14 protein-coding genes are annotated in these 17,005 nt (G+C 37.5%); 11 read left to right on the top strand and 3 right to left on the bottom strand.

The window, feature by feature from the left end:
- Nucleotides 1-63: 63 nt before the first annotated feature.
- The 5 genes from ACMA47_RS01510 to ACMA47_RS01490 all read left to right on the top strand — a co-directional run bounded on the left by ACMA47_RS01510 (nt 64) and on the right by ACMA47_RS01490 (nt 5,481).
- Nucleotides 64-1,110: a M28 family metallopeptidase gene (locus tag ACMA47_RS01510; protein ID WP_413928381.1), complete on the top strand. Its 1,047-nt coding sequence runs from the start codon at nt 64-66 to the stop codon at nt 1,108-1,110.
- Nucleotides 1,111-1,275: 165 nt separating this feature from the next.
- Nucleotides 1,276-2,085, top strand: coding sequence for a GNAT family N-acetyltransferase (locus ACMA47_RS01505; RefSeq protein ID WP_413928380.1), 810 nt, complete (start codon nt 1,276-1,278; stop codon nt 2,083-2,085).
- Nucleotides 2,072-2,599 (top strand): endonuclease V, encoded by a 528-nt coding sequence (locus tag ACMA47_RS01500; protein WP_413928379.1) that lies wholly within the window; start codon nt 2,072-2,074, stop codon nt 2,597-2,599. Before ACMA47_RS01505 ends, ACMA47_RS01500 begins: the two co-directional genes overlap by 14 nt.
- 155 nt (nt 2,600-2,754) lie before the next feature.
- Complete coding sequence (locus ACMA47_RS01495; protein ID WP_413928378.1) at nt 2,755-3,930, top strand: acetyl-CoA C-acyltransferase; 1,176 nt, start codon at nt 2,755-2,757, stop codon at nt 3,928-3,930.
- A 240-nt stretch (nt 3,931-4,170) separates the two neighbouring features.
- Nucleotides 4,171-5,481: a T9SS type A sorting domain-containing protein gene (locus ACMA47_RS01490; RefSeq protein ID WP_413928377.1), complete on the top strand. Its 1,311-nt coding sequence runs from the start codon at nt 4,171-4,173 to the stop codon at nt 5,479-5,481.
- Nucleotides 5,482-5,565: 84 nt separating this feature from the next.
- On the opposite strand, the gene ACMA47_RS01485 is transcribed toward ACMA47_RS01490, so the two are convergent.
- Complete coding sequence (locus ACMA47_RS01485; protein ID WP_413928376.1) at nt 5,566-8,907, bottom strand: DEAD/DEAH box helicase; 3,342 nt, start codon at nt 8,905-8,907, stop codon at nt 5,566-5,568.
- A gap of 153 nt (nt 8,908-9,060) precedes the next feature.
- Between ACMA47_RS01485 and ACMA47_RS01480 the strand changes: the two genes are divergently transcribed.
- The 3 genes from ACMA47_RS01480 (at nt 9,061) to ACMA47_RS01470 (ending at nt 12,566) form a co-directional block, all read left to right on the top strand.
- Entirely contained in the window at nt 9,061-10,557 is a 1,497-nt protein-coding gene (locus tag ACMA47_RS01480) for a catalase (protein ID WP_413928375.1), read from the top strand.
- Nucleotides 10,558-10,775: 218 nt separating this feature from the next.
- A complete protein-coding gene (locus ACMA47_RS01475) occupies nt 10,776-11,573 on the top strand; it encodes an SDR family oxidoreductase (protein ID WP_413928374.1) in 798 nt (265 codons plus the stop codon).
- Between the two features lie 78 nt (nt 11,574-11,651).
- Nucleotides 11,652-12,566 carry a helix-turn-helix domain-containing protein gene (locus ACMA47_RS01470; protein ID WP_413928373.1) on the top strand — a complete coding sequence of 305 codons (915 nt, stop codon included), beginning with the start codon at nt 11,652-11,654 and terminating at the stop codon, nt 12,564-12,566.
- A gap of 48 nt (nt 12,567-12,614) precedes the next feature.
- On the opposite strand, the gene ACMA47_RS01465 is transcribed toward ACMA47_RS01470, so the two are convergent.
- Complete coding sequence (locus tag ACMA47_RS01465) at nt 12,615-13,226, bottom strand: GNAT family N-acetyltransferase (protein WP_413928372.1); 612 nt, start codon at nt 13,224-13,226, stop codon at nt 12,615-12,617.
- A gap of 419 nt (nt 13,227-13,645) precedes the next feature.
- Here ACMA47_RS01465 and ACMA47_RS01460 point away from each other — a divergent pair, with 419 nt between their 5' ends.
- The 3 genes from ACMA47_RS01460 (at nt 13,646) to ACMA47_RS01450 (ending at nt 16,524) form a co-directional block, all read left to right on the top strand.
- Nucleotides 13,646-14,803: an MFS transporter gene (locus tag ACMA47_RS01460; RefSeq protein ID WP_413928371.1), complete on the top strand. Its 1,158-nt coding sequence runs from the start codon at nt 13,646-13,648 to the stop codon at nt 14,801-14,803.
- A 121-nt stretch (nt 14,804-14,924) separates the two neighbouring features.
- Nucleotides 14,925-15,782 carry an AraC family transcriptional regulator gene (locus tag ACMA47_RS01455; protein WP_413928370.1) on the top strand — a complete coding sequence of 286 codons (858 nt, stop codon included), beginning with the start codon at nt 14,925-14,927 and terminating at the stop codon, nt 15,780-15,782.
- A 91-nt stretch (nt 15,783-15,873) separates the two neighbouring features.
- Entirely contained in the window at nt 15,874-16,524 is a 651-nt protein-coding gene (locus ACMA47_RS01450) for an HD domain-containing protein (RefSeq protein WP_306596285.1), read from the top strand.
- Nucleotides 16,525-16,588: 64 nt separating this feature from the next.
- Here the strand turns inward: ACMA47_RS01450 and ACMA47_RS01445 are convergent, their stop codons facing one another.
- Nucleotides 16,589-16,978, bottom strand: coding sequence for a hypothetical protein (locus tag ACMA47_RS01445; RefSeq protein ID WP_413928369.1), 390 nt, complete (start codon nt 16,976-16,978; stop codon nt 16,589-16,591).
- Nucleotides 16,979-17,005 lie beyond the last annotated feature (27 nt).

The raw sequence follows: 17,005 nt of genomic DNA, 5'->3' as shown, positions 1-17,005 counted from the left end.
GTCCTATTGATTATTGATGCCGGGATTCAATAAAAATTATTATTTTTAAGAAATTTATCTTTTATGAGAAAAATACTTATTCCGTTATTGACAATGGCTGTAGTAACCAGTTGTGGAACGGCAAAAATATCTGACGGGAATGCTTCACATCCTGTTTCAACAAAACATAACAAAGCATTTAACAGTGCCTATAAAGAGATTAATGCAGAGGATTTAAAGAAAAACCTGTATGTTATTGCGGCAGACGATATGGAAGGGCGTGACACCGGAAGCAAAGGACAGAAAAAGGCGGGTGAGTATATGATTAATTACTATAAGAATCTAGGTATTTCAGCTCCTAAAGCATTAGGCTCTTACTATCAGAAAGTACCGTCTGAATTCATGAAGAAAAGAGGAGGAGGCAACCTTCCGGATTCTGAAAATATTTTAGCTTTTATTGAAGGAAGTGAAAAACCGGAGGAAATTGTAGTTGTTTCTGCTCATTATGATCACGTAGGAACAAAAAATGGTGTGGTATACAACGGAGCAGACGATGATGGAAGTGGAACTGTTGCTGTAATGGAAATTGCTAAGGCATTCCAGCAGGCTAAAAAAGCAGGAAAGGGTCCTAAAAGATCTATTCTGTTTCTTCATGTTACAGGAGAGGAACATGGGCTGTTTGGTTCAGAATATTATTCCGAAAACCCTGTTTTCCCATTAGCCAATACCGTTGTTGATCTTAATATTGATATGATTGGGCGCGATGATCCTGCCAACAGAGGAAAACAATATGTCTATGTGATCGGTTCTGAAATGTTAAGTTCTCAGCTTAAAGTAATCAACGAAGCGGCTAACAAAAGAACCAACAATCTGGAATTGAATTACAAATACGATGATCTGAATGATCCTGAACAATTGTATTACCGTTCAGACCACTATAATTTTGCCAAGCATAATATTCCTGTAGCATTCTTCTTTGATGGTATTCATGAGGATTATCACAAACCGGGTGATGATCCTGAAAAAATTGATTATCAGTTGTTGGAGAAAAGAACCCAGCTTATTTTTACCACAGCCTGGGATATTGCCAACAGAGAAGAAAGAATTGTTGTTGACAGAAATAATTATTAATTTTAGAGTACACTGAAATACATTGGTAAGCCCAAAGGCATAAAGTATCTTTTATTTATAGCGCTTTTAACATGATCAAATTTTATCGGAGATAAAATCCCTGCGCCTTAAAAACTTCATCATAAAAATATCTTGCGCCTTTGCGTTTACCAAAAAACCATCAACATGAAAACCCTACTCCGAGAGGCAAAACTAAAAGACATTCCACAGATTCAGAGGGTAAGAAATGCTGTGAAAGAAAACACGCTGTCAGATCCCGGATTGGTTACTGATAAAGATTGTGAGGAATTTTTGTTTCAAAGAGGAAAAGGATGGGTTTGTGAAGTAGAAGATCAAATTGTAGGTTTTTCCATTACAGACCTGAAAGAGAATAATATCTGGGCACTTTTTGTACATCCGGATTTTGAAAACCGGGGATTGGGTAGAAAACTTCATGATATCATGCTCAACTGGTATTTTGAACAAACTGAAGATACCGTATGGCTTGGGACCTCACCAGGAACAAGAGCTGAGATCTTCTACAGAAAATCTGGCTGGAAGGAAGCTGGAACCCATGGAAACGGAGAAATCAGGTTTGAAATGACTTATGAAAACTGGAAAAATAAAATTACGATGACCCCAAAACTGAAATCCATCAGACCTTTTATCGGAGCACAAAACTTTGAGATCAGCAGAAATTTTTACAGAGATCTGGGTTTTGAAGAAATGGTTCTGGAACCTAAATTATCACTTTTTATACGTGAAGAAATTGGTTTTTACCTTCAGGATTACTATGCAAAAGATTGGGTGGATAATACCATGATTTTTATGGAAGTTGCCAATACAGATGAATTCTGGAAAGAGCTTCTGTCTCTGGGGCTTACGGACAAATATGAAAATGTAAGACTCACTCCTGTAAGAACAATGGATTGGGGGAAAGAATGTTTTGTTCACGATCCGTCAGGGATATTGTGGCATTTTGGTGAGTTTTTTTAAGGAAGAGAGAAATATGATTTACGCATTTGATACCTATTATTATGAGGATTATGCCAATACAGTGTGTATTGCATTTGAAGACTGGACTTCTGAAAAAGAAGTGGAAGTTTTTATAGAACAGATTCCTGTGAGTTCAGAATATGAAAGCGGAGCCTTTTACAAAAGAGAATTGCCCTGCATTGTAAGCCTGCTGAAAAAAATAACATTAAAACCAGAAGATATTATCATTGTAGATGGATATGTCACATTAGACAATGATGGGAAAATTGGCTTAGGCGGCCATCTTTATGAAGTGCTGGAAGAAAAATATCCTATTGTTGGGATAGCAAAAAATGAATTTACAACTCCGGATTCCCAGCGAAGAAGTGTTTTCCGTGGAGAAAGTAAAACACCACTTTTTGTAACAGCGAAAGGAATAGATGTAGATGATATTCAATTAAAAGTAGAGCAGATGCATGGCGATTACAGAATGCCCACACTGCTGAAAAAACTTGATCAGCTAAGCAGAGCATAAATAATAAAGTCTTACAAAAAAGTAAGATTTTTTCTTGTTTATGAATATACCGATTGGTATATTTTGATTATCTTTGTTAGATTCCTTTGTCAATATAAAAAGGGATTTTTTTTAATTAAAAATATACTGATCGGTATATTGTAAAAATAAAATCTATGAAAGAAGTATTTATAGTAGCAGCAAAACGAACTCCGGTGGGCGGTTTTATGGGAAGCTTATCCGGATTTACAGCGTCACAGTTGGGAGCTATTGCCATTCAGAACGCTTATGAAAGTATCCATCTCTCACCAGAGCATATAGACAGTGTATATATGGGAAATGTACTAAGCGCCGGATTGGGACAGTCTCCTGCAAGGCAGTCATCAATTTTTGCTAAAATTCCCGTAGATAAGGATGCAACAACAGTTAATAAAGTCTGTGCATCCGGAATGAAAGCGGCAATGATTGGGGCTCAGCAGATTCAGCTTGGATTAGATCATATTGTTATGACAGGAGGAATGGAAAGCATGAGCAATGTTCCGCATTATGTCAAAATCCGACAGGGAACAAAATTGGGAGATATGAATCTTACTGATGGATTGATCAAAGATGGACTATGGGATGTTTACAATGATTTTCATATGGGAAGTGCGGCGGAACTTGGCGTAAAAAAATACGGTCTTACCAGACAGGAGCTTGATGAATATGCCTTGTTTTCCTATCAGAGGGCGCAGGAAGCTGCTAAAAATGATAAGTCCGGTAATGAATTGATCCAAATATCGATTGAAAGCAAAAAAGGAACTACAATTGTTGATAAAGACGAAGATATTGATAAGCTGATCCCGGAAAAAATTTCTTTGTTGAAACCAGCATTTGAAGCAGACGGAACACTTACAGCAGCCAATTCCAGTAATCTGAATGATGGTGCTGCAGCTTTATTATTAGCATCCTCTGAGGCGGTAGAACTGCACAATTTAAAACCACTGGCAAAAATAATTGCCTATGCAGATGCCGCTCAGGCACCGGAATGGTTTACTACTTCACCTTCCATTGCTATTCAGAAACTGTTGAAACAAACCGGTCTTAGTCTGTCTGATATCGACTTTTTCGAGATTAATGAAGCGTACTCTTCAGTTATCTTATCCAATCAAAAAATTCTGGATTATGATATCAGCAAAGTAAATGTTTATGGAGGAGCGGTTGCATTAGGACATCCAATTGGTGCTTCAGGTGCAAGAATTATGACCACTTTAGTGAATGTTTTACGTCAGGAAAAAGGGAAGTATGGAATTGCCGCCATCTGTAATGGAGGAGGAGGCGCCTCCGCAGTTCTTATCGAAAATATAGGCTAAAAGGGATAAAATACTTTAGATTTCTATTATTATATTAAAAAGATCTTTCTTAAAGTTAAATTTGAGAAAGATCTTTTGCGTTGGTAACAGATTGATTATCCATGGGTCAAACAGAATATTCAATGAGTACAGACGAAAGGTAAATACTCTATTTTTATTAAACTGATAAATATCATTACATTCTTATTTTTATTCATTCTAAATAAATATAAATTTGTCCCAAGAAATTTAACAAAGAAAATGAAAAAAATAACTACTCTTTCTGGTATTGTACTTGCCTCGCTGATGAATGCACAGCTGCAATATTGTATGCCAACCTTTCAGTATGGAGCTGACAGCAACATGATCAGTAATGTAACTTTCGGAACGATTAATAATTCATCACCCGTTCAGTCCTCAAATGCTCAAATTTATGAGAACTTTACGGCAATCTCAACAGATCTGCAGTCGGGAAGTTCTTACCCAATCTCTGTGAAAGGCCCTTCCAGTACATTTCCAAGTGATGTAGTCGTTTTTATAGACTTTAATCAGAATGGTAATTTTGATGATGCCGGAGAAACTTTTTATATCGGAAGGCTTGAAGCGGCTAATCCTGCCAATGCTTTTACCATTAGCAATACCATCATGATTCCTGCTACTGCAGCCAGTGGAAGCACAAGAATGAGAGTTCTTAAAAATACGAATGTTCAGGCCTATTCAAATCCTGCTGCTCCGAATTCTATCAGTTCAGCTTGTGACAGCAGTTTAAGAGCAGGGCAGACGGAAGATTATACTGTTAATATCATTGGAAATACAGCGAGTTTCCCGTCTCCTTACTGTGGAACTGAAAATATTACAAGTTTGACCGTGAGTGAGATCAGTACAGTAGAATTTGCCGGAGTTGTTAGAAACAGTGCTCTTGATGGGAATTCTGATGTCCTTGAAAACTTTACAGCAACAGTGTTCTATGTGAACCGTGGAAATAGCTATCCTATAAGCGTTACAGGAGGTACACATGGTCAAACTACCGTATCAGCTTATGCTTATATTGATTTTAACCATAATAATCAGTTTGATGCTGATGAGCAATTTAATCTTGGCTATCTGGATAACTCCAATCCGGTTTCCGGTCATGAGTCTGGGGTTACAACAGGTAATATCACCATTCCGGCAGGAGCGCAGTTGGGAGAAACCCGTTTCAGACTGGTAAAAGCCTATGAATCCAATTCATGGATGGGAGCTTTGAAGAATCTTCCATGTCCTTCAGATTGGTTTATCGGTCAGGCAGAAGATTATACTTTAAATATTCAGCCTGAGAGTCTTTCAACCATTGAAGTTTCTAAAGAGGCATCAGCTCTTGTTACAATATATCCAAATCCTACTGCAAATTCTGTAACAATCAAGATGAAAGAAGGATTGGAGAAATACGAAATTTACAATATGTCCGGACAAAAGATGCTGGAAGGGAATTCTATGACAGTTTCAATGGACAATTTTGTTCCGGGAACTTACATGATCAAAATTAAGACTAAGAATCAGAAATTCTTTACAGAAAAGATTATTAAAAAATAGACACATCATATCTAAATCATATCCATATCAATTTTTGTTTTTTAATCGACAGGTCCTTTACCTGTCGGTTTTTTATTTATTGTATTAGGAATCAGATCCAAGTAAATTCATCAAATCCTGTTTAGACAATCCCTGAAGCTTCTTTCCGTCTGTGGTCAACAGATTCTGAGCCAGTTCTTTTTTCTTTTTCTGAAGGGTAAGAATCTTTTCTTCCACAGTATTGGAGCAGATCATCCTTACTGCAATTACATTTTTGGTCTGTCCTATACGGTAACTGCGGTCAATAGCCTGGTTTTCAGCGGCGGGATTCCACCATGGATCTACAAGGTAAATATAATCTGCCTGGGTAAGATTGAGCCCAACGCCTCCGGCCTTTAAGCTAATCAGAAATACACGGATCTCATCATTGTTCTGAAAATGAGCTACTTTTTCACCTCGGTCTTTCGTTTGACCCGTTAAATATTCAAACTGAATGTTATGGCGTTCAAGCTCAGTTTTGATCAAATCAAGCATTCCGACAAATTGTGAGAAAACAAGAATTTTATGATCTTTTGACTTTCCAAGGATTTGCTCCATCAGAATTTCGATTTTAACAGCATTTTCACCGGAATATCCCTCTTTCATCAGAATGGGGGAATTACAGATCTGTCTGAGCCTTGTAAGGCCTGTAAGAACGTGCATACTGTTTTTATTCAGATCATCATCGTCATTGGCGGCAATAAATTCACGAAGTTCTTTTTCATAAGCATCGTAGATCTTACGCTGTTCCGTATTCATTTCACAGTAGATTACTGTTTCCGTTTTATCCGGAAGTTCTTTGGCAACCTGTTTCTTTGTTCTTCTGAGGATAAATGGCTTTATCTTTTGCTGAAGTTCTATAGCACGTTTGCTGTACTCAAATTTATCAATAGGAATGGCATAAATATCTTTAAAATACTGTTTGCTTCCCAACAGTCCGGGACAGGCAAAAGAAAGCTGGCTGTAAAGATCAAAAGTGCTGTTTTCAACAGGAGTTCCGGTCAGTACAATCCTGTTCCTAGACTGAAGCAGACGTGCTGCTTTGTACCTTTCTGAATTAGGATTTTTAATCACCTGTGATTCATCCAGAAATACATAATTGAAATTGAAATTTTTCAAAAACTTAATGTCTGAAAGAAGCATCCCATACGTAGTAAGAACCACTTCATAGTCAGGCATATGAGCTATTGTTTTCGGTCGGTCTGCACCATAATGAAGCAGAACTTTTATAGAAGGTGCAAATCTGCTCATCTCTTCCTGCCAGTTGAAAAGCAGGGAAGTAGGAACCACAATCAGATTGGTGGTATGGCCTCGTTTTTCCCGCTGTGAAAGAATAAAAGCAATGATCTGGATCGTTTTTCCCAATCCCATATCATCTGCAAGACATCCACCGAAGTTGAAGTTGTCAAGAAAATTAAGCCAGTTCAGTCCGTCATGCTGGTAATCTCTCAGCTCAGCATTCAGTTCAGCAGGAATAGCTGTTTCCGGAATGTCTTTTACTTTTGAAAACTTCGTAGAATAAGAAGTAAGCTCTTCCTGAATCTCATGGCTCAGGATTTCTTTTTCAAACAATGAGGTAACCTCTGTGAAATTGATTTTTGGAATCTTTAAAAGTTCCTCATCAATTTCTCCTGCCCGAAAATAAGCAGATATTTTTTCCATCCATTCTTCAGGGAGAATTCCCATGCTTCCATCATCCAGCTGGACGAATTTGCTCTTGTTCCGGATGGCACGGTGAAGCTGCTTTAAAGAAGCTTCTTTAGGCCCAAATCCTACTTTTAATTGAGCATTAAACCAATCCAGTCCGCTGGTGATTTGAATATTGATTTTAGCCCGATGTGGATTTAATTTGTTGTTTTTTAATTCATTAAAACCAAGTATGATGATTCCTTCATTTCTCCAGGTCTCAAATGCTTCAAGAAACCAGTTGTTATCCAGGAACTTATCCCTATGAAGGTAAAAATACTGATAGCCATCCATCTGTTCTTCAAAATCAGGATGCTGTTGCATCACCAATGAAGTAAAGCGGGCTTCGGCTGATTCATTTCTTTCTATTTTAAACGGATTTCCATTCTGATCTGTATCAAAAATCTGCTTTCTGGAATACACCGGAACTTCTACATCACCGTATTTCATGACGGGAGTAATTCCGATATAATTTTCCTGCTGACGGAGATAAATGACTTTTTCAGTCTGATAATTCTTGTCTTCAAGTTGTACTTCTGTTGCGGGTTGTATGTAGCTGTAATTAATATGAATACGCTCTTCCAAAGAGGAGAGGGTATTCTGCATAAATGCTTCATATTTCGAAGAATGAACCAGTAAAATTTCATTATTAGCCTTAAAAAGCCTGATGATTTTAAGCATGTCCGGATCATCTACAAAGCTGAAAACGTTACGGTTATAGACAAAATAGTCATTTCTTAGAACAATATTTTTAAATGGAAGAGCAATATCATTAAACAGTAATTCTCCGCTGATTTCAAAAAATGGATCTTTCTTAAATACAGATAATTGAACCTCCGCATCTAAAGTGTTTAATTCAATATGAGAAAGTGACTTTGCAGAAATGGTTTCTGCGATTTCCCGGCCATGATAATAGACTTCCAGCTCCAGAGGATTCTGTACAATGAGCTTTAAAGCTTTCAGTTCTGACGGGTTGTAATCTTCATTGTAATTATTCTGAAAAGAGGTGATGGCAGTATAAAATTTAATGTCTGCCGGTTTCTCTGCTTTCCATATCAGCTGCATGGCATCTACGGGAGTGACCGGATTTTTGATTTTTCCTGTCTGCGTTATCTCTGTCTCCATCAGAGAGAAGGTCATATGATTGTAATAACGGTGCTTACCTATGACCAATATTTGCTTTTTACCCGATTCCAATACTGCCAGTTCATCCAGTTTAGAAAGATGCTGAGGAAGTAGATCTCTTGTCAGCATTTCATCATCTACAGGAAGCATTTCCTTGATTTTGGGCAATATTTCAATTTGGCCATCTTTGTATTCCAATTCAAAATACTGATCCAGATCCGGCTCGTTTTCCAGACCATATCCTCTGGCTTTAGGGAGAAATATTTTCTTGCGTAGCGTTTCATCAAAAAACAATCGATAATTTTTATCTTCAATAATGCAGTGAATAATCTCTGCCTGATGAGTACAAAGCTGGTTTTTCTCGTGGTCACAGGTACAGGAACAGAGTAATGAACTGTTGATTTTGCTGATACTGACCATCGGAAAATCCTGCAGTGAAGATTGTTTTGTAAATATTCCTGTATTGTTTTCAATAGCCACAGGATAAATCTCACGAAAATCCCTGATTCCGATAAATGTACTGTCTGAGGTATGTTTCAGCAGGTCATATACGGAAAGTGTACTGATATTGATGTTGTCAAGAATATATTCTGCCATAAAAATAGATGGAGACAAACTTACAAAAAACAAATGAATGAAGAGGCGGTCGATAGCTCGGGCTGATCAGTTTTTGGACTGCTTTCTTTTGTATAAACTGGATGACTCTGCCATGGTATGAATCCTATAATTTTGAATTATAAATTATACAACATGAACGAAAATAAATTAACAAACCGAACCGGAGCTCCGGTATCAGACAATCAGAACATTCAAACCGCAGGACTTCGTGGTCCAGCTTTATTACAGGATATCTGGTTTTTAGAAAAAATGGCTCATTTTGACCGTGAAGTCATTCCTGAACGAAGAATGCATGCTAAAGGATCAGGTGCTTATGGTACTTTCAGGGTAACCCATGATATTACCCAATATACAAAAGCAAATCTCTTTTCTTCTGTTGGAAAGGAAACACCATTATTTGTCCGTTTTTCTACAGTAGCAGGTGAAAGAGGAGCTGCCGATGCGGAAAGGGATATCCGTGGTTTTGCTATAAAATTCTATACGGAAGAGGGCAATTGGGATCTTGTCGGAAATAATACGCCTGTTTTCTTTCTTCGTGATCCGTTAAAGTTTCCGGATTTAAATCATGCCGTGAAAAGAGATCCCCGAACCAACATGAGAAGTGCAGATAATAATTGGGATTTCTGGACTTTACTGCCGGAATCTCTTCATCAGGTTACCATTACCATGAGTGACCGTGGTATTCCCAAATCTTACCGCCATATGGACGGTTTTGGAAGCCATACGTTCAGTTTTATTGATGATAAAAATAACCGGTTTTGGGTTAAATTTCATTTTAAAACACAGCAGGGAATTCAGAATATGAGCAACGAAGAGGCAAAGGCAATTATCGGAACTGACCGGGAAAGCCATCAGAAGGATTTGTACGAAAGCATTGAGGAAGGTTATTTTCCTAAATGGACAATGTATGTTCAGATCATGGAAGAAAAAGACGCCAATAGTTATCCTATCAATCCATTTGATTTAACAAAAGTATGGCCTCATGGAGATTATCCTCTTATTCCGGTAGGAGAACTTGAACTGAACAGAAATCCGGCTAATTATTTTGCAGAAGTGGAACAGGCTGCTTTTAATCCTGCTTCTATTGTTCCGGGTATCAGTTTTTCACCAGACAAAATGCTTCAGGGGCGTTTATTCTCGTATGGAGACACTCAGCGGTACCGATTAGGGGTTAATCATCATCAGATTCCTGTTAATGCTCCTAAATGTCCATATCATTCTTATCATCGCGATGGTGCTATGAGAACGGATGGAAATTTTGGAAGTACGTTAGGATATGAACCGAATAGTTTTAGTCAGTGGCAGGAACAGCATGATTTTAGCGAACCTTCTTTAAAGCTTGATGGTGATGCCGGACATTGGGATCATCGTGAAGATAATGATTATTTTTCTCAACCGGGAAATCTTTTCAGGCTGATGTCTGATCAGCAAAAAGCGGTTTTATTTAAGAACACAGCAGAAGCAGTGGGAGGTGCTCAGAAGTTTATACAGATCCGCCATGTCAGAAACTGTTACAGGGCTGATCCTTTCTACGGAGAAGGAGTGAGCCGGGCACTTGGATTGTCTATGCAGGAGGTTTTTGATTATGAAGGATATGAGATGAAGAAGGTTACAGCTGAGACGATGTAAAGAAACGTTTATTATATATTGATTTTTAATTCCGGAAATACGCCATATATATTTCCGAAGTGAAATCCTTTAGTTTGCATTGTCGGCTAAAGGATTTTTTTTGATTCAATACTTTTTATTTTATCCTCCATCCGTTTTGGCTACAGCTTACCCCATTTTGGCAACTCCTGCGTTTCTTCTAATGCAGAACTTTGTCCTGTAATTTTAAACCAAGAAAAATGAAAACAATTTTTATAACAGGTGCTTCTACAGGATTAGGAAAAGCAACTGCCCAATTATTTCAAAACAAAGGATGGAAAGTAATCGCTACCATGAGAAACCCTGAAGTAGCGGCTGATCTTGCGGCTTTGGAAAACGTAACAGTACTTCCTCTTGATGTAACCAATTTTGACCAAATACAGTCTACAGTAAAGCAAACCTTGGAACTGACTGATGTAGATGTGGTTTTTAATAATGCAGGGTATGGTCTTATGGGACCATTGGAAGCGTTAAAAGATGATCAGATTGCAAGACAGCTAAACACCAATTTATTAGGCGTTATCCGTGTAACACAGGCTTTCATCCCATACTTCAGAGAGAAAAACAACGGAATGTTTATTTCTACTACTTCCATTGGTGGGTTGATTGCTTTCCCTTTAAACTCTATTTACCATGCTACAAAATGGGCACTGGAAGGCTGGAGCGAAAGTATGGCTTTTGAGCTGAATCAGTTTGGTATTGATATTAAAACCGTTTCTCCCGGAGGAATTAAGACTGATTTTGTAAGCCGTTCCTTAGATTCTGCATCAAGTCCTGCCTATGAAGAAATGATTGGATCGTTATTTTCCAAAATGGGAGGAATGATGGAAGTGGCTTCTACTCCTGAACAGATTGCAGAAGTAGTATATGAAGCAGCTACTGATGGCAAAAGAAATCTGAGATATGTAGCCGGAGAAGATGCCAAAGCTTTGTATGCTCAGCGCCTAGAATTGGGTGATGAAGTATTCAGAGACCAGTTAGGAAAACAGTTCCTTTAATCCGGATTTTTTAAAGGTAGTATAAAGTAAATCTTCTTTATGCTGCCTTTTCCACCAAATAATTTATAATTTTATATCATGGAAAAGAAAGATAATGCTCCTTTGAAAATTTCATCCATATCAGAACTGCACAGCATGCTGCAGCTCCCTAAACCGCTTCATCCCCTGGTAAGCCTTGTGGATAACACGAAAATGAGTATCAAAAAGGATATGCTGAAGCGAAGTTTTATCCTGAATTTTTATAAAATTTCTTATAAATATTCTACCAACGGAAAAATGGGCTATGGACAGGGATATTATGATTTTAATGAAGGAGGAATGATGTTCACGGCTCCCGGACAGGTTCTTTCTACTGATGAGAATGTAGAATACTGTGGGTATACCTTGCTGGTGCATCCGGATTTTATCAGAAGTTATCCTTTGGCAAAGAATATCAAAAACTTCGGCTTCTTTTCTTATGATACGAATGAAGCACTGCATTTATCGGATCAGGAAAAGACAACCATTACAGGGTTACTGGACAATATTGGAAATGAACTGAATACCGCTATTGATGAAGTGAGCCAGGACGTTATTGTTTCTTATATTGATGTTCTTCTCAATTACAGCAACCGTTTTTATAAAAGACAGTTTATCACAAGAAAAGCCGTTAATAATGATTTATTGACCAAAATGGATGTTGTGCTGGAAACCTATTTTAATCAGCAGGAAACCTTAAATAAAGGGCTTCCTACGGTAGAATTCCTGGCCTCTACACTCAATCTGTCGCCTCATTATCTGAGTGATATGCTTCGGAATCTTACAGGATTGAATGCTCAACAGCATATTCATGAAAAGCTGATTGAGAAGGCTAAAGAATATCTTACCACCACTGGTTTTTCTGTATCCGAAGTAGCTTATGCTCTCGGATTTGAACATCCGCAGTCTTTCAATAAGCTGTTTAAAAAGAAAACCGATAAAACACCTCTGAGTTACAGACAGTCTTTCAACTAGATAAAAAACACCCGGTTCAAATATCGGGTGTTTTTTTATTGTATACTTTTAGTCAACACTTTGCTTTTCTTTGATCAAAGCTTCAATTTTGCATTTTGCGGTGGTCCATTCATCATCCAAAATACTGTAATAAGCTGCATTTCTTGTAGTACCATCGTTGAGAACTTTGTCTTTACGTAAAATACCTTCAAATACACCGCCGATTTTTTCGATGGCTTTTCTGGATCTGAAGTTGTTGTCTTTTGTTTTTAATTGTACTCTGTTGGTTTTCAGGATGTCGAAACAGAAGGTGAGGAGCAGTAGTTTGCACTCAAGGTTGATGGCTGTTCCCCAGAATTCTTTGGTGATCCAGGTCCATCCGATTTCCAGTTTCCGGTCTGCAGGGTAAATTTCAAAAAAGCGTGTGGAGCCAATAAGTTTTCGGGTTTCTTTATGACGGATGACAAAAGGATATTGATTTCCTGTTTCTCTTTCTGATAAAGCGAATTCATATGTTTTATAAAACTGGGTTTCCTTTGAACAATCGGTAGGAATCAGTTCCCAAAGTTCTTTATCTGCAGCCGCAGCATATAATTCTTCAAAATGTTCTTTTTCAAGAGGAATTAATTCAACGGTTTCTCCTTCCAAAATAGTTGGATAAGCAATCCATTTTTCTTTCATGGCTCATTATTTATACAACGAAATTAATGAAAAAGTTATTTAAACGTTATAAAACCACAAAAGTCACAAAAGCTTTTTAAACACTTAAACTATTTAAAGTTAGATGCTTTGTGTATAAAAGTATCCTAAAGTTTTGTTGAAAATCAAAAATTTTCATCTTATGTGAACTTAATTACACGGTATTTCCTTAAACTTTCTAAAGTGTACCAGGGTGTTTAGAAAATAAAACTTTTGTGGTTAAGTTTAAACAGACTTGAAAATAAAAATCTGTATTCAAAAAACAAAGTGATTTTCCGCCATAATGAGGCTGGCATTTCCATTATTGGTTAAAATGGAACATAAAAATGACAAAAATGAACTAGATTTTAATGGATGAGCGTGGCTAAATTTGCAAACGGAATTTTTATCAAACTGTCATAATGAACGAGAAAGAATCTTTTAATGCCAAAATGCCAACAGCCTGTTTTTTACTTTTCTTTGCCCATGGGCTTGTTTTTTCTTCCTGGGCGAGCCGGATTCCTATTATAAAAACGGCCCTTTCCATTAATGAAGCCCAATTGGGAACACTTTTGCTTCTGATGCCGATAGGACAGCTTTCAACAATGGTTCTGGCCGGAAAACTGATCAGTATCTACGGAAGCAGCGGAATTATTAAAAGATGCTTTATGCTGTATCCTTTTTTTCTCTTATTGATTGGTTTATCTCCTTCATACTGGACGTTAGGGGTTGTATTGTTCTTCTTTGGAGTTTCCGGAAACATGTGCAATATTGCTATCAATACTCAGGCTATTGAAATAGAATCTATCACGAAAAGAACCCTTCTTTCTTCATACCATGGCGCCTGGTGTTTTGCTGGGCTTACAGGAGCAGTCATAGGTTTGTTAATGATTAATCTCCATGTAGGAACTTTTTACCATTTTGCTGTCATTTTCATTCTGGTGGGTATACTTTGGTTGTACAGCACAAAGAATCTGACGAATATTATTCATAAAGCAGAACCGCAGACCCGTTCAATTTTTAAAGCGGTGAATCCTACACTAATTGGTTTGGGGATTATAGGTTTTCTGAGTATGGCGATTGAAGGAGCGATGTTCGACTGGAGCGGGGTTTATTTTCAGACTATAGTTAAAGCACCTGAAAACCTTGTTATATTGGGATATACAAGTTTTATCTTAATGATGACTTTAGGTCGTTTTATCGGGAATAAAATCATTGAAAAATATGGGAAAAAGATCGTTCTGCAGTGTTGTGGCATATTAATGAGCAGCGGACTTTTTCTAAGTGTTTTCTTCCCAGAACTGTGGATCTGCATTATTGCTTTTATGATCATTGGTCTTGGAAGTTCCCTGAGTGTACCGTCCGTTTACAGCACAGTAGGAAAGGTAAGTACAGTGGCTCCAAGTATTGCTTTATCATTTGTTTCCAGCATATCGTTTTTAGGATTTCTGATGGGCCCTCCTCTTATCGGATATATTGCGGAAAGTTTTGATCTTAGATATTCATATGGTCTTTTTGCCTGTTTTGGGATTTTACTGGCGATTATGGCGGGTCAGATGAAAGTCTTCAGGAAATCATAATTAATTTCTTTTTAAGGGATTTTTGACATCTTTTAAGCGTTTTTTGACATGTTCTGGCTCATGGTTGTTACCTAATCTTGCATTTTAAAATACTTTTTATCTTTATTAAAAATTTCCTTTTATGAAACCAGTCTCTGGAATTGTATCAGAATCTGTTATTGACCAGTCTTTTTCCGTAAAACGATTGGAAGATGATCTACCGTATTTAGTGGATTTTGTGAGGCTTAATTATCATCATATTGTAATCATTGAAAAGGGTAAAGGAGTACTGACGATAGATGAGCATTCTTTTGATATTGCAGATCATGAAATTTTTTTACTGTCAAAAGGCCAGATCTGCAGATTTGAAAATGATTCTGAAGTCTGTGGCTATCATATTTCTTTTGGCGACTGTTTTTGGGAAAGAGTTCCTTCCAGTGCCAGCAATTGCAAGGCAGTTCTGTTTAATAATGCTGCGGCCAATCAAAAGTTGATCCCGGATCAAACCGAAACAGATGAATTTTTAAGCTTATGTAAAAGCTTACTAACGGAGTATAAAACGGAATCTTATACCAACCAGATGGATGTTCTGGCTGCCTACCTAAAAATTATAATGATCAAGCTGGCGAATGTGAAAATGGTAAAAGAAGAAACTTTTGACAGCCAGGATTATATCATTTACCGCAAGTTTATGGAATTACTGAGCAGTCAGTATCACAGCCTTCATGCAGTGAATGATTATTCGGAGAGATTGAATATTACGCCAAGAAGGTTAAGCGAATTGTGTAAGAGGTGTTCTGACAAAAGTGCCAAAGAAATCATCAACGGGCAGATTATCGCGGAAGCCAAAAGACTTCTTCAGTTCAGTTCCCATTCTGTAAAAGAGATTGCTTATCAGCTTCATTTCGGCACATCGGAACAGTTTAGTCATTTCTTTAAAAAAAATACAGAAATATCTCCGGCAAATTATCGCAGTAAGTTCATTCATATCGGAGTATAGTTTCGACGGAAATTTTGACATCTCATCGGTATTTATTGCTATTTCCAGGCCTTTGTAATCAGGATATCTTTGGATAAAATTATATAAAGATATGTCAGTACATCGTATGAAAGAAGTCGCGGGAATCATCATCCCGGACAGTAAAATTGCAACCGAAGCCACAGAACTTCTCCTGGAACACGGAACAGAATTTATCTACAATCACTCTCTGCGTGTTTTTTTATTTTCTTCCTTAAATGCTAAGCGTGAAAACAAAGCACATGACTCGGAATTATTGTACGTGGCATCCGTATTTCATGATCTGGGACTTGTTTCTCATTACAGCAGCCCTGATCTGAGATTTGAGGTAGACGGAGCCAATGCAGCCAGAGATTTTTTGAAAGGCCATGGGATAGCTCAGGATAAACTTCAGTTGGTTTGGGATACTATTGCGCTTCACACCACCATTGGAATTGCAGAACATAAAGAAAATGAGGTTGCTTTAATGTATTCAGGAGTAGGATTGGATGTAATGGGAGAAGGATATGAAAACCTGAGTGCAGAACATCGGGAAGAGATTATCAGAGCATTTCCGAGAAATGATTTCAAAAAGAAGATTATTCCTACATTTTTCGGTGGTTTTGAGCATAAAACAGAAACTACTTTCGGAAATATAAAAGCAGATGTCTGTGCCTTCATGATCCCGAATTTTGAAAGAAAAAACTTCTGCGACTGTATTTTACATTCTCCTTGGTCCGAATAGGAAAATAGCTGTTTCAAAAAATAGACAGCCCTGGACGTTCTTAGATGATCAGGGCTGTTATTGTTTATATCCATTTTTCGATAAGATGAAGCCATAGCGCCTTTTCTTTATCGAGCAAAAAGACTGCAGATGATTTTCTTTTAGTTATGATTTCTCCAGTGACCTGTGTTTCAATATAGGTCGCAAGTCCGTGATGGTCAGAATGATTGACTTCAATATTTTCCACCTGAATGTTTCGCTCCGGAAATTTCCCAAATACGGTGGGAAGCCATTCTCCAAGCATCGATAGGGTAACAGTATCTCCGTTTCCATTAATCATTTTAAAATCTTGTGAAAATCCGGATAATAACTCCTGATAAAGACTTTCCTGATTTTCGGCTTTTCCCTGAAACCATTTTTCGATATTCCGGTGAAATTCTACTATTTCCCAAATGATCTTTTCTGTATTGTTCATAATTAAATGTATATATTTTTTGATTTT

Origin of the sequence: Chryseobacterium sp. T20 (assembly GCF_047345655.1) — a bacterium.
In the GTDB taxonomy this organism is placed as follows: Bacteria; Bacteroidota; Bacteroidia; order Flavobacteriales; family Weeksellaceae; genus Chryseobacterium.
The sequence above is the reverse complement of the archived record's forward strand: the minus strand, read 5'-3'. Positions and strand labels throughout refer to the sequence as shown.